19 protein-coding genes are annotated in these 25,938 nt (G+C 45.6%); 8 read left to right on the top strand and 11 right to left on the bottom strand.

Annotated features, from left to right (window positions below):
• The first annotated feature begins 53 nt into the window (after positions 1 to 53).
• The gene (locus Q8W40_RS13415) at positions 54 to 2,549 is read left to right on the top strand and encodes a penicillin-binding protein 1A (RefSeq protein ID WP_305397738.1); all 2,496 of its coding nucleotides are present in this window, start codon (positions 54 to 56) and stop codon (positions 2,547 to 2,549) included.
• 91 nt (positions 2,550 to 2,640) lie between these two features.
• Here the strand turns inward: Q8W40_RS13415 and oxyR are convergent, their stop codons facing one another.
• A complete protein-coding gene (oxyR, locus tag Q8W40_RS13410) occupies positions 2,641 to 3,522 on the bottom strand; it encodes a DNA-binding transcriptional regulator OxyR (RefSeq protein ID WP_305397736.1) in 882 nt (293 codons plus the stop codon).
• Positions 3,523 to 3,701: 179 nt separating this feature from the next.
• Between oxyR and Q8W40_RS13405 the strand changes: the two genes are divergently transcribed.
• From Q8W40_RS13405 to Q8W40_RS13395, 3 genes are all read left to right on the top strand, one after another.
• A complete protein-coding gene (locus tag Q8W40_RS13405) occupies positions 3,702 to 4,433 on the top strand; it encodes a glutathione peroxidase (protein WP_305397734.1) in 732 nt (243 codons plus the stop codon).
• An 82-nt stretch (positions 4,434 to 4,515) separates the two neighbouring features.
• Positions 4,516 to 5,967 carry a dihydrolipoyl dehydrogenase gene (locus Q8W40_RS13400; RefSeq protein WP_305397733.1) on the top strand — a complete coding sequence of 484 codons (1,452 nt, stop codon included), beginning with the start codon at positions 4,516 to 4,518 and terminating at the stop codon, positions 5,965 to 5,967.
• A gap of 188 nt (positions 5,968 to 6,155) precedes the next feature.
• Entirely contained in the window at positions 6,156 to 6,410 is a 255-nt protein-coding gene (locus Q8W40_RS13395) for a DUF3624 domain-containing protein (RefSeq protein ID WP_305397731.1), read from the top strand.
• A gap of 42 nt (positions 6,411 to 6,452) precedes the next feature.
• Here the strand turns inward: Q8W40_RS13395 and Q8W40_RS13390 are convergent, their stop codons facing one another.
• From Q8W40_RS13390 to argC, 5 genes are all read right to left on the bottom strand, one after another.
• Complete coding sequence (locus Q8W40_RS13390) at positions 6,453 to 7,919, bottom strand: alkaline phosphatase (RefSeq protein ID WP_305397730.1); 1,467 nt, start codon at positions 7,917 to 7,919, stop codon at positions 6,453 to 6,455.
• Positions 7,920 to 8,251: 332 nt separating this feature from the next.
• Positions 8,252 to 10,126, bottom strand: coding sequence for an argininosuccinate lyase (gene argH / locus Q8W40_RS13385; RefSeq protein ID WP_305397729.1), 1,875 nt, complete (start codon positions 10,124 to 10,126; stop codon positions 8,252 to 8,254).
• 99 nt (positions 10,127 to 10,225) lie between these two features.
• Entirely contained in the window at positions 10,226 to 11,440 is a 1,215-nt protein-coding gene (locus Q8W40_RS13380; RefSeq protein ID WP_305397727.1) for an argininosuccinate synthase, read from the bottom strand.
• A gap of 66 nt (positions 11,441 to 11,506) precedes the next feature.
• The gene (gene argB / locus Q8W40_RS13375; protein ID WP_305397725.1) at positions 11,507 to 12,292 is read right to left on the bottom strand and encodes an acetylglutamate kinase; all 786 of its coding nucleotides are present in this window, start codon (positions 12,290 to 12,292) and stop codon (positions 11,507 to 11,509) included.
• A gap of 10 nt (positions 12,293 to 12,302) precedes the next feature.
• Complete coding sequence (gene argC, locus Q8W40_RS13370) at positions 12,303 to 13,307, bottom strand: N-acetyl-gamma-glutamyl-phosphate reductase (RefSeq protein ID WP_305397723.1); 1,005 nt, start codon at positions 13,305 to 13,307, stop codon at positions 12,303 to 12,305.
• A 157-nt stretch (positions 13,308 to 13,464) separates the two neighbouring features.
• On the opposite strand from argC, the gene argE reads away from it, so the two are divergent.
• From argE to Q8W40_RS13355, 3 genes are all read left to right on the top strand, one after another.
• Positions 13,465 to 14,601: an acetylornithine deacetylase gene (gene argE, locus Q8W40_RS13365; RefSeq protein ID WP_305397722.1), complete on the top strand. Its 1,137-nt coding sequence runs from the start codon at positions 13,465 to 13,467 to the stop codon at positions 14,599 to 14,601.
• A gap of 263 nt (positions 14,602 to 14,864) precedes the next feature.
• Complete coding sequence (gene ppc / locus Q8W40_RS13360; protein WP_101114055.1) at positions 14,865 to 17,498, top strand: phosphoenolpyruvate carboxylase; 2,634 nt, start codon at positions 14,865 to 14,867, stop codon at positions 17,496 to 17,498.
• A 392-nt stretch (positions 17,499 to 17,890) separates the two neighbouring features.
• Positions 17,891 to 18,430 (top strand): PadR family transcriptional regulator, encoded by a 540-nt coding sequence (locus tag Q8W40_RS13355; protein ID WP_101114053.1) that lies wholly within the window; start codon positions 17,891 to 17,893, stop codon positions 18,428 to 18,430.
• Between the two features lie 82 nt (positions 18,431 to 18,512).
• Here the strand turns inward: Q8W40_RS13355 and metF are convergent, their stop codons facing one another.
• The 3 genes from metF to Q8W40_RS13340 form a co-directional block, all read right to left on the bottom strand.
• The gene (metF, locus tag Q8W40_RS13350; protein WP_104400100.1) at positions 18,513 to 19,403 is read right to left on the bottom strand and encodes a methylenetetrahydrofolate reductase; all 891 of its coding nucleotides are present in this window, start codon (positions 19,401 to 19,403) and stop codon (positions 18,513 to 18,515) included.
• A 255-nt stretch (positions 19,404 to 19,658) separates the two neighbouring features.
• On the bottom strand, positions 19,659 to 22,070 hold the full coding sequence (locus tag Q8W40_RS13345; RefSeq protein ID WP_305397721.1) for a bifunctional aspartate kinase/homoserine dehydrogenase II: 2,412 nt from the start codon (positions 22,068 to 22,070) through the stop codon (positions 19,659 to 19,661).
• Positions 22,070 to 23,236 carry an O-succinylhomoserine (thiol)-lyase gene (locus tag Q8W40_RS13340; protein ID WP_305397720.1) on the bottom strand — a complete coding sequence of 389 codons (1,167 nt, stop codon included), beginning with the start codon at positions 23,234 to 23,236 and terminating at the stop codon, positions 22,070 to 22,072. Before Q8W40_RS13340 ends, Q8W40_RS13345 begins: the two co-directional genes overlap by 1 nt.
• A 297-nt stretch (positions 23,237 to 23,533) precedes the next feature.
• Here Q8W40_RS13340 and metJ point away from each other — a divergent pair, with 297 nt between their 5' ends.
• Positions 23,534 to 23,854: a met regulon transcriptional regulator MetJ gene (gene metJ, locus Q8W40_RS13335; protein ID WP_101114045.1), complete on the top strand. Its 321-nt coding sequence runs from the start codon at positions 23,534 to 23,536 to the stop codon at positions 23,852 to 23,854.
• A gap of 105 nt (positions 23,855 to 23,959) precedes the next feature.
• Here metJ and Q8W40_RS13330 read toward each other — a convergent pair whose 3' ends face one another.
• The gene (locus Q8W40_RS13330) at positions 23,960 to 25,222 is read right to left on the bottom strand and encodes a malic enzyme-like NAD(P)-binding protein (RefSeq protein ID WP_305397718.1); all 1,263 of its coding nucleotides are present in this window, start codon (positions 25,220 to 25,222) and stop codon (positions 23,960 to 23,962) included.
• Positions 25,223 to 25,490: 268 nt separating this feature from the next.
• A complete protein-coding gene (rpmE, locus tag Q8W40_RS13325; RefSeq protein WP_305397716.1) occupies positions 25,491 to 25,706 on the bottom strand; it encodes a 50S ribosomal protein L31 in 216 nt (71 codons plus the stop codon).
• Positions 25,707 to 25,938 lie beyond the last annotated feature (232 nt).

Genomic DNA, 25,938 nt, shown 5'->3' with positions numbered 1-25,938 from the left:
CGCAGTAACAGAAGATATGTAACCAGATAGCCAAATTAAACAGGGATTCTCCGGTGAAGTTCATAAAGCATTTGTTAATATTTTCATTGGTTTGCACCATTTTGGGAGTGACCACAATTATTGGGTTTTACTTTTATGTAAAGCCTGAGCTCCCTGATGTTGCAACACTAAAAGACGTAGAACTGCAAACGCCCATGCAGGTATACAGTCAAGATGGAAAGCTGATCTCACAATTTGGTGAAAAGCGTCGAGTACCCGTTGCACACGACGACATCCCTCAAGAGCTTATTGATGCACTGATTGCAACCGAAGATAGCCGTTTTTTCGATCACCCCGGTATTGATCCAATTGGTATCGTTCGTGCCGCTATTGTTGTTGCAACAACAGGTTCAGCGAAACAAGGGGCAAGTACGATTACCCAGCAGTTGGCGAGAAACTTCTTTCTTACTAACGAAAAAAAGATCATGCGGAAAATCAAAGAGATTTTTATCGCAATCCACATTGAGCAGCTTCTGACTAAAGAAGAAATTCTAGAGCTGTACATCAACAAAATTTTTCTTGGTTATCGTTCTTATGGATTTGGGGCCGCAGCTCAAGTCTATTTCGGTAAAGAATTAAGTGATTTATCTTTAAGTGAACTTGCAACTTTGGCTGGAATGCCAAAAGCCCCGTCTAGCATTAATCCAATTCGCTCCGTAGAGCGTGCCACCAAACGTCGAAATGTCGTACTGATGCGTATGCTTGATGAAAAGTACATCACTCAAGAACAGTACGATTCCGCTCGTTCAGAAACCATTGTGGCAAAATACCACGGGGCAGAAATTGAACTCAGTGCGCCTTATGCCGCTGAAATCGCACGCTCTTGGGCATTAGAAAACTACGGTGAAGATGCGTATACATCGGGTATGAAAATCTACACAACCGTGAACTCCAAGCTGCAACAAGCTGCCAATGAAGCTACCATCAATAATTTGTTGGGCTACGATGAGAGACACGGTTATCGCGGCGCAGAAGAAGAGCTTTGGGCTACAGGTGAAGTGCCTTGGACTGAGGACAAAATGCGCAAACACCTACGCACAGTGCCAACTTACGGAAAGCTCATCCCCGCCATCGTTACTGAAGTCGGAGAGAAATCCGCCAAGATTTACATTAAGAACCAAAATTTCTCATCTCTCGATTGGGATGCGATGAAATGGGCTCGTAAATTTAGAAGTGACAAACGCCAAGGTAGTGCACCTAAAAAAGCGCCGGAGATTTTATCCGTCGGAGATCAAATCTGGGTGCGCAAGCTTTCGCTTCCAGCAAGTGATGACAAACTAGAACAACAGTGGGCGTGGAAACTTGCTCAAGTGCCAGACGCCAATACCGCATTTGTCGCAATGAATCCAAATGACGGTGCCGTTGTGTCATTGGTTGGCGGTTTCAACTTTGTTCACAGTAAGTTTAATCGTGCCACTCAATCTGTTCGTCAAGTAGGTTCGAGCATAAAGCCATTCATTTACTCTGCCGCCATCGATAAAGGCATGACACTGGCGAGTTTGATTAACGACGCCCCCGTCAACAAATGGGACAAGAGCCAAGGCACCGCGTGGCGTCCGAAAAACTCACCACCGACATACACTGGTCCTACTCGCATGCGCGTTGGACTCGCTCAGTCAAAGAATGTCATGGCCGTACGAATCTTACGCCGAGTTGGACTGGACGAATCCATTGACTACCTTACTCGATTTGGTTTCGAAAAAGACCAGCTTCCTCGCTCTGAAACTATCGCGTTGGGTGCAGGTAGTTTAACTCCAGTCAAAATGGCCCAGGGCTATTCTGTTTTCGCGAATGGCGGTTATTTTGTCGAGCCTTACTACATAAGCCGTGTGGAAGATGCGTTTGGTAGGCCTATATTGGAAGCCAATCCAAAGGTGGTTTGCCACAAAGATTGCCAAACCCAAAAGAGCAACGAGTTTGAAGAGCAGGATGTCGATTCCCCCTACGCGCCTCAAGTTATTTCAGAACAAACCGCCTTCTTAATGCGCGAGATGATGTACAGCAACGTATGGGGTGGTGGCAACTGGCGTAAAGGCACGGGTTGGAATGGTACTGGCTGGCGCGCTAAGAAGTTGGGGCGTCGCGACATAGGCGGAAAAACAGGAACCACCAATGATTCTAAAGATGCATGGTACAACGGTTACGCACCGGGAATGGTAGCTATTACGTGGGTAGGTTTTGATAACCACCAAAGAGAGCTCGGTCGCAGTGTGGTAAACCCGAACTTAGGTAAAGACCAAATTACCGGAGCAGAGGCCGGAGCGAAAACGGCGCAGCCAGCTTGGGTAAACTTTATGAAAGTCGCACTGGAAGATGTCCCTGCCGTACGTAAAAAATTACCTACGGGCATCATTCGAACCCGTATTGATGCGGAATCGGGGCTGCTTACCAATAAATCTGACGACTCAACCATGTTTGAATACTTCAGACGCGGAACGGAGCCAAGAGAGTATGCTCACGATCCTATAAGCGAAGCCATATACAGCGAGGACGGTGAAGAGCTGTTTTAATCGCATGAATTAACCCCAACAATTTCTAATTCTGTATAAAAAAAGGCGCATCAGCGCCTTTTTCATTTCCAACTAACCGTCTATTCTCGCTTTATACAAGCTCAGAAATACTCTCAGCCAGCTGTTCAAAACGGTTTCGAAGTGGAGAACCCGGTCGATAAACCAACACAATACGTCGGCTTGGTTGAGGGTTACTGGCACGTACGTAGCATACGCCATCCCGCTTCTTCTCAGCGGGAACCGACAATGCAGGTAGCAGGGTAATACCACCACCAGCGGCAACCATATTACGCAGCGTTTCAAGGCTGGTCGCTTTAAAGCGTTCGTCATCACGCGCACCCGCAGCAAAACAAAACCCTAGCGCTTGATCCCGTAAACAATGCCCATCACCTAACGCAAGAACCGTCTTACCATTTAGTTCCAGCATGTCTATTTCATCGCGTTCTGCCCATTCGTGATCACAAGGCACAGCAACGCTCATGGGTTCGTTGTAAAGATCCAACTCTTTAAAGGGCTCGGTCTCTGTAACCGATGCCAGCACTAAACAATCTAACCGCCCTTCTTCAAGTTGCCTAACGAGCTGATGGGTTTGCGCTTCATGCAAAAACAGTTCTAAGTCTGGGAACTGCTCTTTAAGCTGTGGAATGATTTTAGGGAGTAAGTAAGGACCAACCGTAGGAATAAAACCGATGTGCAAAGGACCACTCATCTCTTTGCCCTGCAAGGTTGCCATATCGGTAAATAACTTCACTTCACCCAGAATTCTCTTCGCTTGATCCACAAGTTGCAAACCCGACTCGGTAAACAACACTCTGCGGCTACTGCGCTCTAAAAGCGCTGTCCCTAATTCATCTTCCAACTTGCGAATTTGACCACTCAACGTGGGCTGGCTAACAAAACACGCTTCTGCAGCTTTGCGAAAGTGTTTGTGCTCAGCGAGAGACACTAGGTATTCGAAATCACGAATGTTCATCTTTCCACCCTAAAATAGAAATTATCTATCAATACCATAACAATAAACGATTGGAGCTATCAACCCGATCATTGAATAATGGACTCAACAAAACGAAACAGGCTGAATAAACAAAAGCCAGCTACGCTGATTAAGGTCGGCTACACGTAAGAATTCAAAAATCCAAAGAGGAAACCAACATGTTCGCATCAAAAGAAGGTCAAACTGTACCACAGGTCACTTTTCCGACTCGCAAAGGCGATGCTTGGGTAAACGTGACATCAGATGACCTTTTTAAAGACAAGACTGTCATCGTATTCAGCTTACCCGGTGCATTTACGCCAACATGTTCATCAAGCCACCTACCACGCTACAACGAACTGTTTTCTGTATTCAAAGAACACGGCGTCGATGAAATCGTCTGTATATCTGTGAATGACACTTTTGTTATGAATGCTTGGAAAGAAGACCAAGAAGCAGGGCACATTTCTTTCATCCCAGATGGAAATGGTGAATTTACTGATGGCATGGGCATGTTAGTCGATAAAAATGACATAGGCTTCGGTAAGCGTTCATGGCGCTACAGCATGCTGGTGAAGAATGGCGTTGTTGAGAAAATGTTTGTTGAACCAAACGAGCCAGGCGACCCGTTCAAGGTTTCGGATGCAGACACTATGCTTGGTTACATCGCTCCGGATTACAAAACTCAGGAATCCATTACCGTATTCTCAAAACCAGGTTGCCCTTTCTGTGCGAAAGCGAAACAAAATCTGATTGATCACGGTCTTCAATATGAAGAAGTGATTCTGGGTAAAGATGCAACAACCGTCAGCTTACGAGCTATCACTGGTCGTGCAACGGTTCCACAAGTATTTATTGGTGGTAAACACATTGGTGGCAGTGAAGAACTCGAAAGCTTTCTTCTTAAGTAATCCAAAGTAACGACGTATTCCTGAACTAAGCCCGAGGAAACTCGGGCTTTTCATTCCAAACCGACATTAAAGAGAATCCATTATGAAACAACTGAATGTTGATGTAGCGATTATTGGTGGCGGCACCGCTGGTCTTGGCGCATATCGAACCGCAAAAGCGCATACATCAAATGTCGTGATGATCGAAGGTGGGCCTTATGGTACAACATGTGCTCGCGTAGGTTGTATGCCGTCTAAATTGCTCATCGCTGCTGCTGAAAGTGTTCACCAAATTGAAAAAGCACCAGGCTTCGGTATTCACCCGCAAGGCGAGATCGTCATCAATGGTCGTGAAGTAATGGATCGAGTAAAGCGTGAACGTGATCGCTTCGTCGGGTTTGTATTAGAAGGTGTGGATGACATTCCAGCAGAAGACAAAATATCGGGTTACGCAAAATTTGTCGATAACAACACCCTGATCATCGATGATCATACTGAGGTAAAAGCGCAACGCATTGTGATTGCGACGGGTTCTCGCCCTGCCTATCCAGGCGTCTGGAATGAATTAGGCGATCGCCTTATCGTCAATGATGATGTGTTTGATTGGGATGATCTTCCTAGCTCTGTCGCGGTATTTGGACCAGGGGTAATTGGTTTGGAACTAGGACAGTCACTTCACCGATTAGGGGTTGATGTGAAGCTGTTTGGTTTAGGTGGGCAAGTCGGTCCACTGACCGATCCTGAAGTCATGGCTTACGCCAATAAAGCTTTCAGTGAAGAGTTTTACCTAGATGCCGACGTCAAAGTCGAAAACATGAAGCGCGTCGATGATAAGGTTGAGATCCAGTTTATTAATCACGACGGCGAGCTTGAAACCTTCGTTACCGAATACGTATTGGCTGCAACGGGTCGCCGCCCGAACGTTGATAAACTGGATCTGGAAAATACGGATATAGATTTAGATGATCGAGGTGTCCCAAAAGCGGATCACTACACACTGCAAACGTCGGTTGAAAACATCTTTATCGCCGGCGATGCAAGCAACCAGATCCCGTTGCTTCACGAAGCTGCCGATCAAGGTCGTATTGCAGGTGATAATGCGGGCCGCTTCCCAGACATTCGTGCAGGGCTGCGTCGTTCTTCTATCTCCGCGGTATTCTCGGATCCTCAAATCGCGATGGTGGGAGAAACTTATCACCAGATCACTCAGCGTTTAGGTAACTGCGGTTGTTTTGCAACGGGTGAAGTATCGTTTGAAAGCCAAGGTCGCTCTCGCGTTATGTTACGCAATAAAGGTGTTTTACACGTATATGGGGAACAAGGCACAGGTCGATTCTTAGGTGCAGAAATGATGGGACCGAATGCGGAGCATTTAGCTCACCTTCTAGCGTGGGCGCACCAAAACAAGATGACTATATCTGAAATGCTGGACATGCCTTTCTATCACCCTGTGATTGAAGAAGGGGTTCGAACCGCACTTCGTGATTTAAATGCCAAGTTACACCTTGGTCCTGAAATGATTAAGCACTGCTTGGATTGCGGTCCGGGTTGCTAATTCAATCCAGCCTACAAATACACTACTTAAAATAATAAATTGCTTCTAAGTCCTTTTTTACCCTGACTTTCTCTCCAGAGTCAGGGTCTTTTCACATTAATTTCATCTAAATTTGAACTTGCATCCTTATGATACGCAATTCGTTTAGCTATAATTATTGAAAGATTTATTTAACGAAAAGCGACTTTATGCCGTGTCGAACATGCCAAGAAAACTGGTTTTGGAAGAAAATAGGCCGTTGCCAGCGATGCATGGATCAACTTACTGTACTTTCGGTCGCGTGTTGGGTGGTTTGGTGGTTTGCCTTAAAAGAGTCCCCCAATAGTATTCAGTCTGTGACGTTAATTTTTGCTGGCTTTGCTTTCAATGTCTTACTTGCCATGCATCTTTGGATGAGGTTTGTAATTTTTCCTTGGCAAGCACGCAATAAAAAACCGCGCTGATTTCTGCGCGGCTTCTATTGTATGAAGGCTACTTCTTAATTCTTACTTAGTTAACCTTAACGCTTCATCAATCACATGATAAATGTAGTTTTGCTCTACCACGCCTTGGAATAACCAAGCTTGCGGGCCACGAGCAAAAATCGCTACATCTTCCCCAGAGTGTGTTTCTGAGCCTAACTTGACCAATGATTGCTGCAAGTAATCTAGCTTGAGTACTTCTTCTTCCGACAAATCACTACGCTTCCCTTCTGCTGCACCAGGACCATTACCATACGCCAACGTAGTGTAGTTTTTTCCAAATTCGTCTTTATTGAATTTACCTTTGGATTTAGAGAGACCAAGAATTGGGTTGCCGCGTTCTGCGTAACCGTTTGAAATCAGAGTATGCGCGTGGTCGGCTGTCACTACGATCAGTGTCTCTTTTGGATCCGTCATTTCCAAAGCGGCTTTAATAGCACGGTCATATTCCACCGTGTCTTCAAGTGCTCGTGCAGCATTACCTGCGTGGTGGGCGTGATCGATACGGCCCGATTCCACCATAAGTAGATAGCCTTTCTGATTATTTTCCAGGATCTCGATGGCTTTGGAGGTCATTTCAGCCAGTGATGGCTCTTTGTTTTCCTGTACACGATCGGCTTCATACTGCATATGGCTACTTTCAAACAACCCAAATGCTCGTTTGGTGTTTTCATTCAGCTTATCGAAACCAGCTCGGTCGTAAACATAGGTTCCTTGCGGGTAGCGCGCTTCCCACTCTTTGACTAAGTTGCGCCCATCCTTTCTCTTACCTTTCTTACCTTCTGGATCGGTCATCGTATTGGGAATAAATTCACGTCGACCGCCCCCAAACGCCACTTGGAAACCACTACCGAAATCAAACTCAACAAACTGCGTAGCAATGTCTTTACAACCTGTGCTTTTCGCAATGTTTGGAAGCTTACCGTCGTTTTCCCAATTACGGTCAGCACTATGCGCGTAGGCTGTCGCAGGAGTAGCATGAGTTAAACGCGCAGTCGAGACCACGCCTAACGACAAACCTTTTTCACCCGCCATTTGGAAAGCTGTTTTGACTTCATTTCCCTTCTGAGTGTTACAAAAACCACGCTGAACATTGTCGTTCACGTTAATGATGCCCGCTTTGGTTTTCACACCCGACACCATCGCGGTTGCCGTTCCTGCAGAATCTGGAGTTTGCATATCAGTGTTGTATGTTTTGGATAATGCCGTATGTGGCAAACGCTCCATAGCCAACACAAACTCTTCACCCTTTTGACCTTTTTGCTGGCCAGCATAAATACGTGCAGCGGTTATGGTGCCAACGCTCATGCCGTCGCCCACAAACAGAATCACATTTTTTGCCGGTCCATCAATTGGCTTAAGCTCTTTTGCAGCAGCAATCGCGCTTTTTGCTTCTTGGTACCAAGTATCAGATTGCTGAGGTACATTGGCGTTCACGGTCGCTGCGGTAATCACACCAATTGCTAACGTAGAAAGTTGAAGCCCTTTCATGGGGATATCTCCGAAGTAGTTTGATAATCAACGGAGGACACTCTAAAGATCAAAAAGTATGCTTAGGTATCAATGAAGTGAATGTTTCATGAAAATTTAATGAATATGTAATGTTATAACAACTCATAAATAGAGAGAGGAAATTCAAATTGAGCTGGATCGGAAAAAGAAAAAAGCCCCTAAGCCAAATCTGGTTAGGGGCCTTCTTAGATTCATCTAAGAAAAAGCAGTGGTATTAATATGACCGCGCTCTTCCTTAATAAGTTCCCAAAAAAGATCAATTTTCTTTAAAAAGATCTGAGCTGATTCAAAAACTGTTTTTAATCACACTGTTATGCAACATTGACCTTAGTGATCAATTGTTCTGATAGGTTGATCTCCAGAGCGACTTCATCACACGCATGCGTTCTTGGACACTGATCGCAGTCCTTCAGTACTTTCTCTGGCAGGAGTGATTTGGACGTCGGAATGAAGCTGTACTTCATGAAGAATTCAGGTACCCGAGTCAACACAAATACTTTCTTAATCGCCATCTGACGCGCTTTTTCAGTCAGGTGCGCAACAAGTGCGCTTCCTTGCCCTTGACCTTGCCACCCAGCTTCAACACCAAGCGAGCGAATTTCTGCTAACCCAGAGTCATAGACATACAGAGACGCACACCCCGTCACCTCACCATGATGTTCAGCAACAGCAAAAGATCCAACGTCGCGAACCAGTTCATTACGAGTACGTGGAAGGTTTTCACCTAACCCTGCCCAGTACGCCACCATACCTTCTAACGCATCAATATCGGTTAAGCGCGCCGCACGCACTTTCACCCTTGATGTGTCTCTTTGGACAATGCGTTGTTCGGCTTGTTCTACCGCATAAGCGACTTGTTTTGGCGAAACACCACCCAGCGCAGATCGTTTTTCTAAGCAGGACTCGATTGTTAGGATGTCGTACACGTCATCTTCGATAACGTCTGAGAACTCTTTAAGTTCTGCAATCGATAGTTCCTCCAACGCACAACCCTTGGCAATCGCCGCCACAACCGCTACACCCACAATATGGTGCGCTTCACGGAATGGAATGTCTTTTGCGACAAGGTAATCGGCTAGTTCTGTCGAGTTCGCATACCCTTGTTTCGCCGCTTCCAACGTACGCTCGCCATTAACTTTAATACCATCAAAGCAAAGCGCAGCCATTTCCATGCATTCATTCCAGCTGTCTAGCGCATCAAACAGACCTTCTTTGTCTTCTTGCATATCTTTATTGTACGCAAGAGGCAGTGCTTTCACGGTCATCATCATGCCAGCCATTGCACCGTAAACACGTCCACACTTACCGCGGATCAGTTCAAGTGCGTCTGGATTTTTCTTCTGAGGCATCAGAGAAGAACCGGATGTCACGGTATCCGCCAACTCAATAAAATTCGATTCTCCTGAATTGTAGAAAATCATATCTTCTGCCAAACGAGACAAATGAAGCATAGAAATAGAGGCTACTGACATGAGCTCCATAACATGGTCACGATCGGATACCGAATCGAGGCTGTTACGCGTTGCACGGCGGAAACCAAGGCTGTGCGCGAGAGCTTCACGATCCATTGGGTAAGCTGTACCTGCAAGCGCACCGGAACCCAGTGGACAAGTGTCTAGGCGCTTGATGGCATCAGAAAGACGAGAATAATCACGCTCGAACATTTCAACGTAAGCCAAACACCAATGGGCAAACGTCACAGGTTGAGCACGCTGTAAGTGTGTATAGCCAGGAAGCACGGTGCCTTGATGTGCTTTAGCCACTTCAACCATCTGACCTTGCAGGCGATCGAGTGCCATTAATAACTGATGACCTTGCTGGCGACACCAGAGCTTAAGATCTGTGGCGACCTGATCGTTACGAGAACGACCTGTGTGCAGCTTTTTACCCAAGTCACCAACTTTGCCTATCAACTGCTGTTCTACCCAGCTATGGATATCTTCAGCATCCGAGCGCAAAATCTGCTCGGGATCTTCCATCACTTCAAGCTTAAGCTCATTCAGCGCTAACTCTAATTTTTGTTGTTCATCCTCATTCAAAACGTTAACCGACAGCAGGGCTTTAGACCACGCAATCGACCCAACAATATCCTGCTCTGCCAATCGGTAGTCGAATCGCAAAGAATCATTGAATTGTTTGAATCTGGTGTCTGCTGCTTGGGTAAATCTACCGCCCCATAATGCCATGGCGTCTCTCCTGAGTTGCGGCTCTGAATCTTTCAGAGCCTCATTTGCTTGCTTGTGTAATTTGCTAAAAAAGCTGTGATAAATGTACGAGTCGTTCGCTTATTTTTTATTTTCGTTCAAAGCGCGAATACGGCTAGACAGGGAATAAAGGCGGATGAAACCACCAGCATGACTTTGGTCATACACTTCGTCTTCGCCAAACGTAGCAAACTCTTCAGAGTACAAGCTGTTGTCTGAACGCTTTTGCGTTACGGTTGCTTGACCTTTGTACAGTTTGATAACGACTTCGCCGTTCACATCTTGCGCCAACTCCTCTGTAGCTGCAAGGAGAGACTTACAAAGCGGTGTAAACCAACGACCATCATAGACAAGGTGAGAAGCTTTTAAGCCCAATTCTTCACGGAATTCAAACGCCGATTTGTCTAACACCAATTGTTCTACAGCACGCAGCGCTTCCATCATGATCGCGCCACCCGGAGTTTCGTAGCAGCCACGAGATTTCATTCCCACAAGACGGTTCTCAACGATATCAATACGACCAACGCCGTGTTTTGCGCCTTTCTCGTTTAGGTAAACCAATGCGTTGTATGGTGTCATCGCTTCACCGTCGACAGCGACAACGGCGCCTTTTTCTACTTTCAGTGTCACGCTTTCAGATTCGTTTGGCGCTTGCTCTGGATCAACGGTCCAAACCCAGCAATCATCATTCGGTGCATTCCATGTATCTTCTAATACACCGCCTTCTGTTGAAATGTGCCATGCATTTGCATCACGTGAGTAAATCTTAGTTAATGAAGCCGTACATGGAATGTTGCGCTCTGCTAAGTAATCCAAACACTCTTCACGACTCACTAAATCCCACTCACGCCATGGTGCAATCACGTGTAGATCCGGTGCAAGTGCAGCAAATGCGCCTTCGAAACGAACTTGGTCATTACCTTTACCCGTACAGCCATGGCATAACGCATCGGCACCCACTTTACGCGCGACTTCAACCTGCGCTTTAGCAATGATTGGACGAGCCATAGACGTACCCAGTAGGTATTTGCCTTCGTACAGCGCACCTGTTTTTAATGTCGGGTAGATGTAATCTGACACCATTTCTTCTTTTAGGTCCGCGATGTAGCACTCAGAAGCGCCGGATGCTTTGGCTTTTTCTTCAATGCCTTCAAGCTCTTCCGCACCTTGACCAACATCAGCAACAAATGCCACAACTTCACAATCGTAGTTTTCTTTTAGCCATGGAATGATCACAGATGTGTCCAGACCGCCAGAGTAGGCAACGACTACTTTTTTTACGTTTACTTTGCTCATTTTACTTCTCCTAATCCTTGGGTCTGCACTTGGCGGTCAGCGCCCAAAAGGTCATACAAAATTGGTTTATTCAGGTAAGAACTGCGTACCGATGTTGGTACCAGAAAATAAATCGGTCAGTTTTTCAGGGTAACGCCATGTCGCTACCTGAATCGGACGTCCAAGATCGTTAGCCGCTTTCAATGCAGCGTGCACTTTTACGATCATGCCGTCAGTAATCACTTTGCCTTCAATAAGCTGAAGAGCCTCGGTTTTATTTAAACTGTTCAATAGGTGCCCTTTGCCGTCCAGCACGCCGCTGACATCAGAGAGCAACACCAATTCAGCATCCAATGCACCCGCTACAGCTACCGCTGCTTGGTCGGCATTGACGTTCATGAGTTGCCCTTCTTCTGTCATACCTATTGAACTGATGATGGCGATAGCGCCTGTATTCATTATGGCTTGTAGTACATCAGGATTCCCCGGAGTCGCATTGCCTACTGCACCCAGCTCTGGGTTCAGCTCTGTCACTTGGCACAACCCGCCATCCGCAAGGCTCAATCCAACCGCGTTAACGCCAGATTTAATCGCTTCACCTTGAAGTAGCTTGTTTGCTGTGCCTGCTAGCGCTCCAGCGATGAATGGGATTTGCTCGTAAGGAGTGATGCGCAAACCATCCTTTTTAAAAGTGGCTAATTGAAGCTTGCTCATTAAGTCATCAACAAGGTAGCCACCACCATGAACAATCACAATAGCGCGCTGTTCTGACTGTTGGTATTCTTTGATTGCACCGAAAAGCTTTCCAAGCGTTTCACTGCATTCTAATGCGGCACCGCCCAGTTTTACGACAAGTGGGTTTTGTGTAGTCATCATCACTTCCTTAAATCAGTGCCGTCAGTGGCTCATAGCCATAACGAAGGTTCAAACACTGCATTGCTTGGCTTGAAGCGCCTTTCAGCAGGTTGTCGATTGCCGATACAACGATCACGTGTTCACCCTGAACTTTCCAACCCAAATCATTAAAAGGCGTATTTTCTACTTGTAGGATGGTCGGCAGTTGATCATCAAACAAACGTACTGCTGGCTTGTCGCCATAGGCATTGTGAAAAGCGTCCGTTACTTGTTGAAGCGTCACGCCAGCTTTTAGCTTCATGGTTATGGTCGCTAAAATGCCACGTTTAAAGTTACCAAGATGAGGAGTGAAAATAACATCACACCCAAGATGTGATGCAATTTCTGGCTGGTGTCTGTGAGTAAACACACCGTAAGCTTGCATCGATACTTCGCAGAAGCTGTTGGTCATTGTGGCTTTTCGGCCTGCACCTGAAACTCCGGATGTCGCGTTAATTACTGGCCATTGTGACGTTTCAACTAGACCTGCAGCTAAAAGAGGCTTAATCGCCAATTGTGATGCCGTAGGGTAACATCCTGGTACAGCTACAAGCTGAGCTTCTGAAATAGCGGCTTCATTCCACTCCGCTAAACCGTATACCGCTTTATCTAGCCATTCTGGGTTGCTGTGTTCAAACCCGTAGTAATCTGGATAAAAATTTTCTTTCTGCACCCGATAAGCGCCAGATAAGTCAAACACTGTACAGCCGTGCTCTAATAAAGTAGGCGCTAGGTCGTGGCTGACTTCATGTGCGGTTGCCAAAAATACCACGTCAGACTCTTTAGCAACGGCTTTAAGATCGGTTAATGGAGTGACAGGCATGTCCACTACACCCGATAACTTCTTATGTAACTCTGATACCGGCTTATTTGCGTCGACGCTATTGGCGGACACATACAAACCTGATAGCTTGAGATTTGGGTGTTTGGCGACCATCAGAGCAAGTTCTGCACCTGTGTATCCGCTGGCACCAATGATTGTGGTTTTTAACATCTGCAACACATCCAATTTCGCTTGTCACTTAATTTCTATAAAAGTGACTATCCATACTTGATTATTAACTCTATTTGAGTTTTTATTCACTTATTGTGATTTAATATGTGTTTTATCGTTTTAAGCTTAGTCTGTCAACAGTGGAAGTGAAGTTAATATGCAAATACCCGGTTTTATCGATATCTACGGTGGCTTAATTTCCACCTCCTCTATTAGCTCGAGTGATGCGAGTTGGGATGAAGGAAACAGTGAAGTCATTGCGAAACTTGCCACATGGTTTAATGACTTGGGGTTTGAAACGGACGTTGTTGAAGTCGAAAAAGGCAAGCACAATCTGATTGCCAAGATGGGACAGGGAGAAGGCGGCTTATTATTAGCGGGTCACTCCGACACTGTTCCCTTCGACGAAGGGCGCTGGAATTTCGACCCACATGCATTAACAGAAGCAAACAATCGTTTTTATGGTTTGGGTACGGCCGACATGAAAGGCTTTTTCGCTTTTATATTAGAAGCCGTTAAAAGCATCGATTGGAGTACGCAAACAAAGCCACTTTATGTACTGGCGACATGTGACGAAGAAACGACCATGCTCGGGGCACGCCACTTCACTCAAGATGCCCCGTTCAAACCGGATTACTGCATCATAGGCGAACCCACGAGTTTGGTTCCTATTCGCGGTCATAAAGGGCATGTAGCAAATGCGGTACGCGTTACCGGTCACTCAGGGCACTCGTCAAACCCTGCTTTGGGTGTCAATGCCATAGAAATTATGCATGAAGTGCTTTTTGCGCTCATGCAGCTCAGAGATCAATTGATTAAAACTTATCATCACCCAGGCTTTGAGATCCCTTCCCCGACCCTAAATTTAGGGCATATTCATGGTGGCGACAGTGCCAATCGAATATGTGGGTGTTGCGAGCTTCATTACGATGTAAGACCTCTACCTGGCATCAGTCTTGATGGATTGGACAACCTTCTGCGCGATGCACTTAAAGAAGTCGAAGCCAAGTGGCCAGGAAGAATCGAGATTCAACCATTGCATGATCCTATCCCAGGATATGAGTGTAACCACGACCACCCGTTTATTGGTGGAATGGAAACTATCTGTGAAAAGCCAAGTGAAACCGTAAATTACTGTACTGAAGCCCCTTTCTTGCAGCAACTTTGCCCTACTCTCGTCCTTGGGCCAGGTTCAATTGATCAGGCCCACCAGCCCGATGAATACCTTGCTTTTGAGTTTATCGACCCAACTATCGATGTTTTAAAGAAAGCCATTCACCAATACTGTTTCTAAACATTTCAAGAAAATGATCTCTAAAAGCGCAGGTAACTGCGCTTTTTTAACGCTTCTTAAACCAGAGCACATCAAGCTTCAGCAAATATTGAAAGAAAATTTCACAATAGCGCTACAAAGCGCGTATCAAAAATGAGCAATATCAATAGTTGCCCGAATTCCGTTGTTTTAGTGTCGGATTATTTGACTCAAGCCAAACAATTTCGCTAGATTGTGGGCTTAAACAAAACATCGGATGTAATAAATTTACGAGGCGGGAAACAATGAATGAAAAATATGCCGCGCTAAAAAGCAATGTGAGCATGCTAGGTCGATTACTTGGCAATACCATTCAAGATGCACATGGTGAGGCAATCCTAGAGAAAGTCGAAACCATTCGTAAACTCTCAAAATCAGCACGAGGGGGCAGTCAGGAAGACCGCGAAAATCTCATAAAAGAAATTGAAAGCCTACCAGATGAGCAGCTCACACCCGTTGCTCGTGCATTCAACCAATTTCTAAACCTCACCAACATGGCAGAGCAATACCACACCATTTCTCGTCATTGTGAGGAACACGTCTGCGAACCAGACGCCATTAACAGTCTATTTTCAAAGCTAAGCCAAAGCGACATCAGTAAACTCGACACTGCTCAAGCTGTTCGTGATTTGAACATTGAGCTGGTGCTAACGGCGCACCCGACAGAAATTACGCGTCGTACCATGATCAACAAACTGGTCAAAATCAACGAATGTCTATCAAAGCTAGAGCTTAGCGATCTCTCGTACAAAGAGCGCGTAAAAACAGAGCGTCGCTTAGAGCAGCTTATCGCACAGGCATGGCACTCTGACGTAATACGTCAGCAACGCCCAACGCCAATCGATGAAGCAAAATGGGGTTTTGCTGTTGTTGAAAATTCCTTATGGCAAGGTGTGCCTGATTTCCTGCGTGAATTAGATGAACGTTTGGAAGGGTATCTTGGCGAAGGTTTACCTATTGATGCAAGACCGGTTCATTTCTCATCTTGGATGGGAGGTGACCGCGACGGTAACCCATTTGTTACCCATACCATTACTCGCGAAGTCATGTTGTTGTCTCGCTGGAAAGCAGCCGACCTATATCTAAATGACATTAACGAGCTGGTTAGCGAGCTGTCGATGACCAAATGCAGTGACGCACTGCGTGAGTTGGCAGGTGAAGGGGAACATGAACCTTATCGTGCGATCCTAAAGCGAATCCGTACAACGCTCACCGAAACCCGAGACATTCTCGAAGCCAAAATCAATGGTGAGCAACTGGCAGTAAAAGCGCCGTTGAAATCCAATGAGCAGCTTTGGGAACCACTTTACGCGTGTTACCAATCTTTGCATGAATGCGGCATGGGCGTCATTGCCGACGGTTCTCTGCTAGATACGCTCCGTCGAATCAAATCATTTGGCATTCACTTAGTGCGCCTCGACATTCGTCAAGAAAGCACACGTCACTCAGATGTATTGTCAGAACTCACACGTTACCTTGGTATTGGCGATTACGACCAATGGAGCGAACAGGATAAAGTTGCTTTCCTTACAGCAGAACTTAGCTCTAAGCGCCCACTATTACCGCGAGGCTGGGAACCATCTGAGCCTGTAAAAGAGGTGTTGGATACCTGCCGCATCGTGGCAAGTCAACCTCGTGAAGCTTTTGGTGCCTACGTCATTTCTATGGCAAGAACCGCTTCAGACGTACTTGCTGTGCACTTATTACTTCAAGAGTCAGGTTGTCCATATCGCATGGACGTTTGCCCACTGTTCGAAACACTGGAAGATTTGAATAACGCTGAAGCCGTTATCACCCAGTTAATGGGTATCGATCTATACCGCGGTTTCATTCAGAACCACCAAATGGTCATGATCGGTTACTCAGATTCCGCCAAAGATGCTGGTGTTATGGCAGCGGGTTGGGCGCAATACCGTGCCATGGAAGCCTTAGTGAAAGTGTCGGAAGAAGCGGGCATCGAGCTGACCTTATTCCACGGTCGTGGTGGTACGGTTGGTCGTGGTGGTGCACCTGCACACGCTGCTTTGCTTTCTCAACCGCCGAAAAGTCTCAAAGGCGGTCTACGCGTAACTGAACAAGGTGAGATGATCCGCTTTAAGCTGGGTTTACCTGAAGTGGCAGTTAACAGCTTCAACATGTACGCCAGTGCAATATTAGAAGCCAACCTGCTGCCACCGCCAGAGCCGAAACAAGAATGGCGTGACTTGATGGACACCCTATCTGAAGTGTCTTGTGAAGCCTATCGTGGGGTTGTTCGTGGTGAACCTGATTTCGTACCGTATTTCCGTGCGGCCACGCCAGAGCTTGAGCTAGGCATGCTGCCATTAGGTTCACGCCCATCGAAGCGTAACCCTAACGGTGGTGTCGAAAGCTTACGTGCCATTCCATGGATTTTCTCATGGAGCCAAAACCGCTTGGTATTACCAGCATGGTTAGGTGCCGGAGAGGCGATTCAGTATTCAGTCGACCAAGGACACCAATCATTACTGGAGTCAATGTGTCGCGAATGGCCTTTCTTCTCAACACGATTGGGCATGCTGGAAATGGTGTACTCAAAATGTAACATCGAGATCGCAAGCCTGTACGATCAGAAGCTAACAGACAAATCTTTGTGGGCTCTGGGCGACAAACTGAGAGCTCAATTGCAAAAAGACATTAAAGCTGTACTCAATGTTGAGAATAATGAAAATTTAATGCAGAGTGATCCGTGGGGATTAGAATCTATCCGTCTTCGTAACATCTATGTAGAGCCGTTGAATATGCTGCAAGCAGAACTGCTTTACCGTACAAGGCAGACAGAAACGCCATCGACAGAGCTTAAAGAAGCACTAATGGTTACAATTGCAGGTATTGCAGCAGGAATGCGCAACACCGGCTAACCAGTCATTTATTCTTTAAGTGAGACAAAAAGCCGCTAAATGCGGCTTTTTGTATGGCTGGCATTCACTATTGAGAATTTTGTCAGTTTTTCAAACCATTCATATTTTTTATTCTACTTAATGCTTATTATTATTGATATGCTTACTAACCGCTGTAAATTTACTAATAACTATCCGCAGCAATTCTATGGCATTGGCATTTGTTTCTGAGGTAGCAAATTCAATAGCTGCCATTTTCTAGGTGATGTAAGGCTAAGAAGGTGACAGAGCCGTCTAAATTTGTCTTTAGATTGGTATGAGCGCATTCACACACTATACAAACGTGCCAAAGAAGCACACTCGGTGTTTACGCGTTCAAGTTTTACAGTTTGATTGACCATTGGATTGAAGACATGTCATTACCGCACGTAATCCTTACTGTTTTAAGTACTCGTGATGCAACTGGATACGACATCACAAAAGAGTTCTCATACAGTATTGGCTATTTTTGGAAAGCAAGTCACCAACAAGTATACCGCGAGCTAAATAAAATGGCTCAAAACCAACTTGTGACTTGCGTGCTTGAGCCGCAAGAGGGCAAACCAGACAGGAAAGTTTATTCAATTACAGAAGAAGGACGCCGAGCACTCGGGGAGTGGTTTGACCAACCCACTGCACACCCAACCGTTCGCGATGAGTTCTCTGCCAAGTTAATGGCGTGTTCCGTACAACCTTCTACTTCGTATATTGAACAACTGACTGGTTTGATCGAAGAGTCTCGTCAACTAGTGAACCACTACAAAGAAATTGAGTCGGTTTACTACGCGACACCAAGCACTTTAGACAAGCAAGCTCGTTTAGAGCGTTTAACCCTTCGTCGCAACTTGTTGCTTCGTAACACCTGGGTAGCTTGGGCAGAAGAAGCGCTTGCAGAATTAGAAGCTATGGCGTAAATCTTCGCTATTAATATAAAAGGTTGGTGCATACACCAACCTTTTTTTGTGTCTTACCATTCACTTTCGAATTCAATTTGAACTACGCTTGCGGGCGAACACCTAACGTATGGCATAACGCGTATGTCATTTCAGCACGGTTTAGCGTGTAGAAGTGGAAATCCTTTACGCCTTCTCGGCTTAAAATTCTTACCATATCAATCGCTTGGCTTGCACCCACCAACTGACGTGTCGTTGGGTCGTCATCCAATCCTTCAAACTGCTTCGCCATCCACCCTGGGACTTTTACGTTATTGATATCCGCAAAGCGAGAAGCCTGCTTAAAGTTCGATACCGGTAAGATTCCCGGAACAATCTCAACATCAATTCCAGCCGCCACACAGCGGTCACGGAAACGCAGATAGCTCTCAACGTCGAAAAAGAACTGAGTGATAGCGCGGTTTGCTCCTGCATCCACTTTACGCTTCAAGTTCAATAAATCTGCTTGTGCGCTTTTAGCTTCTGGATGAACTTCAGGGAATGCCGCAACAGAAATATCAAAATCGTGCTGTGACTTTAGCAATTCAACCAAATCAGAAGCATACATATCCGGAGCTCCACCACCTGGTGGTATATCGCCGCGCAACGCCACAATACTTTCAATACCATTGCTCCAGTAATCATTAGCAATGTTCACTAATTCATCACGTGACGCATCGATACAGGTTAAGTGTGGTGCTGCAACCAAACCCGTTTGGTCTTTGATTTCTTTGATAATCGAGTGCGTGCGATCGCGCTCTCCAGAGTTTGCTCCGTATGTAACTGAAACAAACTTTGGTTGTAACGTTTTTAGGCGGTGCACTGAGTTCCAAAGTGTTTCTTCCATTTTTTCACTGCTTGGTGGAAAAAATTCAAATGAAACATTGATGTCATCAGAAAGCTCAGCAACATTCTGATTCAAAGCATCTATATGACTTGCGTGGGTATAACTCATGCTTCTCTCCCTGTGGCACCACCACAAAAAATTCTTTTAAAATTCTCAGCGACGTTTAGACGTCTATATGTCCAAAGAATGTCTTTTATCCGATTTAATGTCAACTAGATAACCATGAATTTTATTCATGATGAAGGTACGCATTTTTCATTAATAAAAATCCACAGTATTTCAATGGGATAAGGGCAACAAAAAAGGGCGCGGAGCGCCCTTTCGATATAACAAATTGCTATAACAAATCACTAAAACGAAGATTTATAACAAACTTGAAAGGCGATTCAGATCCGACTGAATAGCTCCCGCCGTCACGGCCTTACCCGCACCAGGACCTCGAATAACCAATGGGTTGTCTTTGTACCATTTACTTTCAATGGCAAAGATATTATCGCAAGGCAACAAGTTGGCTAGTGCATGCTCACGAGGTAACGCTTCAACACCTACTGTTGCGCTACCGCTTTTTTCCAGTCTTGCCACATAACGCAATACTTTGTCTTCTCGTTGGGCTTTTTCAAGGCGCTCGGCTAAGTTTTCGCTCAGGATCTGTCCATTATCCAAAAAGTCATCCAGCGGTAAATCGCGTAATTGCTCTGGAACCAATGATTCAACTTTCACGTTTTCAGGCTCTAGTTCTAATCCGGATTCACGAGCGAGAATGACCAACTTACGCATCACATCAGAGCCATCTAAGTCACAACGAGGATCGGGCTCCGTTAAACCTTGCTGCCATGCAAGGTCAACTAAGTCACTGAAAGGCACCTGACCATCAAATTGTTGGAAGAGCCATGACAGCGTTCCTGAGAAGATTCCAGAAAGCGCTAGAATATCATCCCCACTTTCACGTAAATCACGCACTGTGTGGTTAACAGGAAGCCCTGCACCTACCGTTGCGTTATAGAACCAATGGCGACCAGTCTTTGAAAACGCATCTTGTACCTGATGATAAACGTCGCCCGGTGCCGAACCTGCAACTTTATTTGCCGAAATCAAATGGAAGCCGTGCTCAGCAATACTGACATACTGATTAGATAACGCTTCACTGGCTGTCACATCCAATACGATAACTTCATCGAATTTCTGCTGATGCGCCAATTTGTCCAACCATTCCGTTCCGTCATTGCTGATCGCTTCATCATCAAAACGATTAAAGACCTCTTTGGCATCAATGCCCTCAAAGTCCAACCAATACGTTTGGCTATCGACTACCGCAACCAAATCAAACGTTTTTCCATGACGCTTTTCAAGCTCGTCTTTTTGCTCATCAAACAGCTCTATCCAACTGGAACCGATATTGCCTTTGCCGCACAAAGCGATAGCAACACGCTTTTGAGCTTGGAACAACTGGCTGTGAATACCTGTGATTAAGCGAGATGTATCGGTTTTACGAAGAATCGCGACTAAACTAAGACCAGATTCAGCCTCACTAATAAATTCTACGGTGCTGTTTTTCAGTTGCTGGTAAAAACCGTAGCAGTGATTCGGGTTATTGGTTACGCCAGCGCCTACCGCAGCAACCAGTGAATACCCTTCTTTCAATTTAATTTCCGCACCGATAGAGACATCTTGTAGGTAGGAAAGCGCCTCGCCAGCCACTTCTGAGGTATACGCCAAAAGCAAGCAACCTTGATCGCTTTGCGCTTCAAATGCCAATGGGCTGAGTTGCCCACGTGAAAGCGTTGTAAGCACTTCTTTCGCTAAACGTTCAAAATCGTGCCCGTGCCCGAAGTCCACTTTAACCAGTAACACTTCATCCAAAGAGGTAATGATTTTGGCACCACGACCCGATGCTAGAACACGCTCAATACGTGTTGAACCTGATTCAGGTTGGTAGCTGCAACGCAAATGCAGTTCCATTGAACTTTGAGCGACAGGTTGTAACGTACGACTATGAAGAACTGGTGCCGCCAAGCGAGCCAATTCACTGGCTTCATCTAAGCGCAACAGAGGCAGTAAGCAGGCGTCTGACACTTTACGAGGGTCAGAGCTATACACCCCAGCCACATCACTCCATATGGTCACTCTGGACGCTTCTGCTAGCGCACCGATGACGGTCGCTGAGTAATCTGAGCCATTACGCCCGAGAAGAACTGTTTCGCTTTCTTCATTTTTTGCCATGAAGCCAGTAATAACAATTCGGCACTGACGATGCTGTGCTAGCGATTCTTTAATTAAAGGGTAAGAACGTGCTCGGTCGACTTCCGGCTGAGCTCCGTGTTCCGCACGAAGGAAATCACGTGAATCTTGTGAAACCGCTTCTAAACCATTGTGATTAAGAAGTTCCGCCAATAGCCTCGCCGACCATATTTCGCCGTGTCCCATTGCCGATGATTTTTGAGCACTGCTTAATGGGTAAGACAATTCGCCTAACCCAGAAAATTCCGTGTTAAGAACATCAAGCAAAGGGGCAGCACGTTCTGCTGGCAACAAGCTTTCAATTAATTGTGTTTGGTATTGTCTGAGTTCTTGCAACGCTTCATGCGCTAAACGCCCGTCTTTTTCTAACGCCGCCAGCCAAGCGATAAGTTGGTTTGTCGTGCTACCCGCTGCCGACACAACAACCAAGTCATTCGTATCCGAATATTCTTTGAGTATGCTCACCACACGTTGATAGCATTCGGCATCCGCCAAGCTACTGCCACCAAATTTATGCAATTGACGTTCGAGAGTCATTACGCCACCTCCTTGGCTTTTGCAAAGGCTTGCTTCAAATCAGCAATCAGATCTTGTGCATCTTCAAGACCCACAGACAAACGCAGTAGTGTTGGGGCAATGCCCGCTTCTTCTTGTGCTTCATCACTCATGGCACGATGTGTCATTGAACCTGGATGACAGATCAGGCTTTCCACCCCACCCAAGGATTCTGCGAGCGAGAAAAGCTGGAGAGAACTGGCAAAACATTTCATTTGCTCAAAGCTTCCATTCAATTCAAAGCTAAGCATAGAGCCAAAGCCCGATTGTTGCTTCTTGGCAATGTCATGGCCTGGGTGCTCTGGCAAACTTGGATGGTAAATGGTGCCAACCAATTCATGCGTTTTCAAAAACTCTAAAATCGTGTTCGCGCTCTCTTCATGAGCTCGCATACGTGCACCAAGTGTACGTAGACCTCGTAGGGTCATGTAACTGTCGAATGGCGTACCAGTTGCGCCAATGCAATTACCCCACCACGCCAAATCTTCCGCGTGTTTTTCATCTTTGCAGATGATGACACCACCAATCACATCAGAGTGACCATTAATGAATTTAGTTGTGGAATGAACAACGAAATCCGCACCAAGCGTAAGCGGTTTTTGGTAAACCGGTGTTAAAAACGTGTTATCGACTGCGACAAGCGCACCGACTTGTTTTGCTTGTTCGCAAATTTTTGCAATATCAACAACACGTACCAAAGGGTTTGACGGTGTTTCAAGCAAGACCAGTTTAGGTTTTTTGCTAAGTGCTTCAGCAAGAGCGGTTTCATCGGATTGATCAACAAATTCAACTTTGAAGTCACCCTTTAGTGAACGGGTGTTGAACAGACGATAAGTACCACCGTAACAATCGTGTGGCGCGACAATAAGATCATCAGGACCTAGGAATGCAGTCACCCAAAGGTTAATGGCTGCTGTACCAGTATTGGTGATGATGGCATTTGCACCTTCTTCCAGCTCAGCTAACGCTTGTTCCAGCAAGCCTCGGTTTGGGTTGCCTGAACGCGTGTAGTCATATTTGGGCACTTCACCAAACGCAGGAAAGCCATAGTTCGTAGACAAGTAAATTGGTGGGACAACTGCGTGATACTGAGTATCCGCTTCAATACCAGTGCGTACGGCAATAGTGGCTGGCTTTCGTTGGCTCATAAATAGGGTCTTCCTTTCCTGTGGTGCAAACTTTTCGAGCCTCTGTTATACCAATTACGAACGCGAGTTAACATGCGTGTAACGTGTTTTAACAGAGATAGTCACGATTAATATGCAATACTTTAGCGCTCTCATTTTAGGACGTCAACACTTCTAGACGTCCATATGTCTTTGCTTGTGGCAGTAAAAGTCGCTAAAATCGTTTTTTATGAACGGCTAAGTCGCTAAAACACATGAAAAGAGCTTTCTGTGCGGAGTAGCCATATAACTTAGATAAATAATAATTGAAGGTGCGCAATGGCAGATTGGAATGGCGAATACATAAGCCCCTATGCTGAGCATGGTAAAAAAAGCGAACAAGTAAAAAAGATTACAGTATCGATTCCGTTAAAAGTACTTAAAGTACTGACAGACGAAAGAACACGCCGCCAAATTAACAATCTGCGTCACGCCACCAACAGCGAACTGCTTTGTGAAGCTTTTCTCCACGCTTATACAGGTCAGCCATTACCGACAGATGAAGATTTGAGAAAAGATCGCCCAGACGATATCCCGAGTGAAGTGAAAAAAATCATGACGGAAATGGGCATCGAGTTCGAAGCCTACGACGAAGAATAAGCAGAAAAAAGGGGGATAGCCTAAACTATCCCCCATCTTTATGCATATTGAAAAAGCAATTTGTGTTTAATCTGACAAACATGAAAGTGAATCAGATTGTCACGTTCAGGATTGCATATAGTTTTCAGGCATTTCAATACGAGCAACGCCTGAATCAATGGCAGCTTGCGCAACCGCTTTTGCTACTCGCGGTAGTAAACGAGCGTCCATCGGTTTCGGGATGATATAACCGGTACCAAATTCTAGCTCCGTAACACCTGCCGCTTTTTTCACTTCTTCTGGCACTGGCTCTTTTGCTAACTGTCGAATAGCATCTACTGCTGCAAGCTTCATTTCATCATTAATTTCACTGGCACGAACATCCAACGCACCGCGGAAAAGAAATGGGAAACAAATAACATTGTTAACCTGATTCGGGTAATCACTTCGGCCCGTACCCATAATCAGATCATCACGAACTTGATGGGCGAGTTCCGGTTTGATTTCTGGATCAGGGTTAGAACACGCAAAGACAACAGGTTTATCCGCCATTAGCTTCAAGGCTTCTGCAGGCAATAAATCAGGACCAGACACCCCTAAGAAAAGGTCGGCACCCTCAATAACATCTTCCAACGTGCGCTTATCTGTGTTGTTCGCAAACAGCTGCTTGTATTCATTCAGGTCATCACGGCGAGTATGAATCACACCCTTACGATCCAACATGTAGATTTTTTCGCGTTGCGCGCCACATTTGATCAGCAGTTCCATGCACGCAACGGCAGCAGCTCCCGCCCCCAAACAAACAATCATAGCGTCTTCGAGTTTCTTACTTTGAAGTTCAATCGCATTCAACATACCGGCAGCCGTCACAATAGCTGTACCGTGTTGATCATCATGAAAAACGGGGACATCACAACGTTCGATAAGTCGCTGTTCAATTTCAAAGCAATCTGGCGCTTTAATATCTTCTAAGTTGATGCCGCCAAACGTATCTGCAATGTTGGCGACGGTATCTACAAATTCATCAATCGTACGATGTTTCACTTCGATATCGATGGAATCGAGACCAGCAAAACGCTTAAAAAGAAGCGATTTACCTTCCATCACAGGTTTGGACGCTAGTGGCCCTAAGTTACCCAGACCAAGAATGGCCGTACCGTTAGAAATGACAGCCACCATGTTGCCTTTGGCTGTGTACTTATAAACATTGTCGGCATTTTGTGCGATCTCACGCACAGGTTCGGCTACACCAGGGCTGTACGCTAACGCGAGGTCTTCTACTGTATTGGCTGGCTTGGTGAGTTCGACGGAAATTTTACCGGGAGTAGGTTGAGCGTGATAATCCAGAGCTTGTTGGCGAAAATCTTGTTGGCTGTTGTCTTCAGACATGTGGGGACGTTCCAAATATTGTTTTTTGAGTAGGTAAAGGGTGTTTCTTGCATTGTTAGCTGAAGCCGACCGCAAATTTAACTTCAACTCTTTTATTATACTAAAGTATGACTTGTAATCTTCATAGATTGCCAACGTCAAAGAGAGGTCATTTTGAAAGAGCTAAGACCACTTAACCGAGAGCTGAATCAAAAAACATTTATTTCATGAACGAAAAAAGGACGCCGAGGCGTCCTTTTCAAATTTGGTCAGTATTACGAATTCGTAATTACTTGCTGCTAAGAGCACCAAAACGCTTGTTGAAGCGATCAACACGGCCGCCAGTATCAACGATACGCTGCTTACCAGTGTAGAACGGGTGACATTTGTCACATACGTCTAGGTGGATAGACTCTTTGTCTAGAGTTGTTTTGAACTCAAAAGTGTTGCCACAAGAACATGTTGCTGCAACAGCTTTGTATTCTGGGTGAATACCTACTTTCATGGGATAACCTCAAATTGGGCCGTGTCGCCATCCGATTCTATGCCGGACACCACACGTAGTTTCAGATAAATCGATGCGGAATGACCACATCATCAAGGCGCAGTATAGTAATGAAACATTTGGATAGGATCAACCTATTTGGCAGTTTTTTCGCCAACTATTTTTGATTTAAAGGCAATTTTCACTCACTTACCTTACGGGTAAGAAAATTCGAGTTTAGCCAGATTTGATG

The organism is Vibrio penaeicida, assembly GCF_030689305.1.
GTDB classification, from domain to species: Bacteria; Pseudomonadota; Gammaproteobacteria; order Enterobacterales; family Vibrionaceae; genus Vibrio; species Vibrio penaeicida_B.
The sequence above is the reverse complement of the archived record's forward strand: the minus strand, read 5'-3'. Positions and strand labels throughout refer to the sequence as shown.

Bases quoted from the DNA above. Each gene is read 5' to 3' on its own strand.
- oxyR (WP_305397736.1), bottom strand. From the start codon at position 3,522: ATGAACATTCGTGATTTCGAATACCTAGTGTCTCTCGCTGAGCACAAA.
- Q8W40_RS13405 (WP_305397734.1), top strand. From the start codon at position 3,702: ATGTTCGCATCAAAAGAAGGTCAAACTGTACCACAGGTCACTTTTCCG.
- Q8W40_RS13400 (WP_305397733.1), top strand. From the start codon at position 4,516: ATGAAACAACTGAATGTTGATGTAGCGATTATTGGTGGCGGCACCGCT.
- Q8W40_RS13395 (WP_305397731.1), top strand. From the start codon at position 6,156: ATGCCGTGTCGAACATGCCAAGAAAACTGGTTTTGGAAGAAAATAGGC.
- Q8W40_RS13390 (WP_305397730.1), bottom strand. From the start codon at position 7,919: ATGAAAGGGCTTCAACTTTCTACGTTAGCAATTGGTGTGATTACCGCA.
- argH (WP_305397729.1), bottom strand. From the start codon at position 10,126: ATGGCATTATGGGGCGGTAGATTTACCCAAGCAGCAGACACCAGATTC.
- Q8W40_RS13380 (WP_305397727.1), bottom strand. From the start codon at position 11,440: ATGAGCAAAGTAAACGTAAAAAAAGTAGTCGTTGCCTACTCTGGCGGT.
- argB (WP_305397725.1), bottom strand. From the start codon at position 12,292: ATGACTACACAAAACCCACTTGTCGTAAAACTGGGCGGTGCCGCATTA.
- argC (WP_305397723.1), bottom strand. From the start codon at position 13,307: ATGTTAAAAACCACAATCATTGGTGCCAGCGGATACACAGGTGCAGAA.
- argE (WP_305397722.1), top strand. From the start codon at position 13,465: ATGCAAATACCCGGTTTTATCGATATCTACGGTGGCTTAATTTCCACC.
- ppc (WP_101114055.1), top strand. From the start codon at position 14,865: ATGAATGAAAAATATGCCGCGCTAAAAAGCAATGTGAGCATGCTAGGT.
- Q8W40_RS13355 (WP_101114053.1), top strand. From the start codon at position 17,891: ATGTCATTACCGCACGTAATCCTTACTGTTTTAAGTACTCGTGATGCA.
- metF (WP_104400100.1), bottom strand. From the start codon at position 19,403: ATGAGTTATACCCACGCAAGTCATATAGATGCTTTGAATCAGAATGTT.
- Q8W40_RS13345 (WP_305397721.1), bottom strand. From the start codon at position 22,070: ATGACTCTCGAACGTCAATTGCATAAATTTGGTGGCAGTAGCTTGGCG.
- Q8W40_RS13340 (WP_305397720.1), bottom strand. From the start codon at position 23,236: ATGAGCCAACGAAAGCCAGCCACTATTGCCGTACGCACTGGTATTGAA.
- metJ (WP_101114045.1), top strand. From the start codon at position 23,534: ATGGCAGATTGGAATGGCGAATACATAAGCCCCTATGCTGAGCATGGT.
- Q8W40_RS13330 (WP_305397718.1), bottom strand. From the start codon at position 25,222: ATGTCTGAAGACAACAGCCAACAAGATTTTCGCCAACAAGCTCTGGAT.
- rpmE (WP_305397716.1), bottom strand. From the start codon at position 25,706: ATGAAAGTAGGTATTCACCCAGAATACAAAGCTGTTGCAGCAACATGT.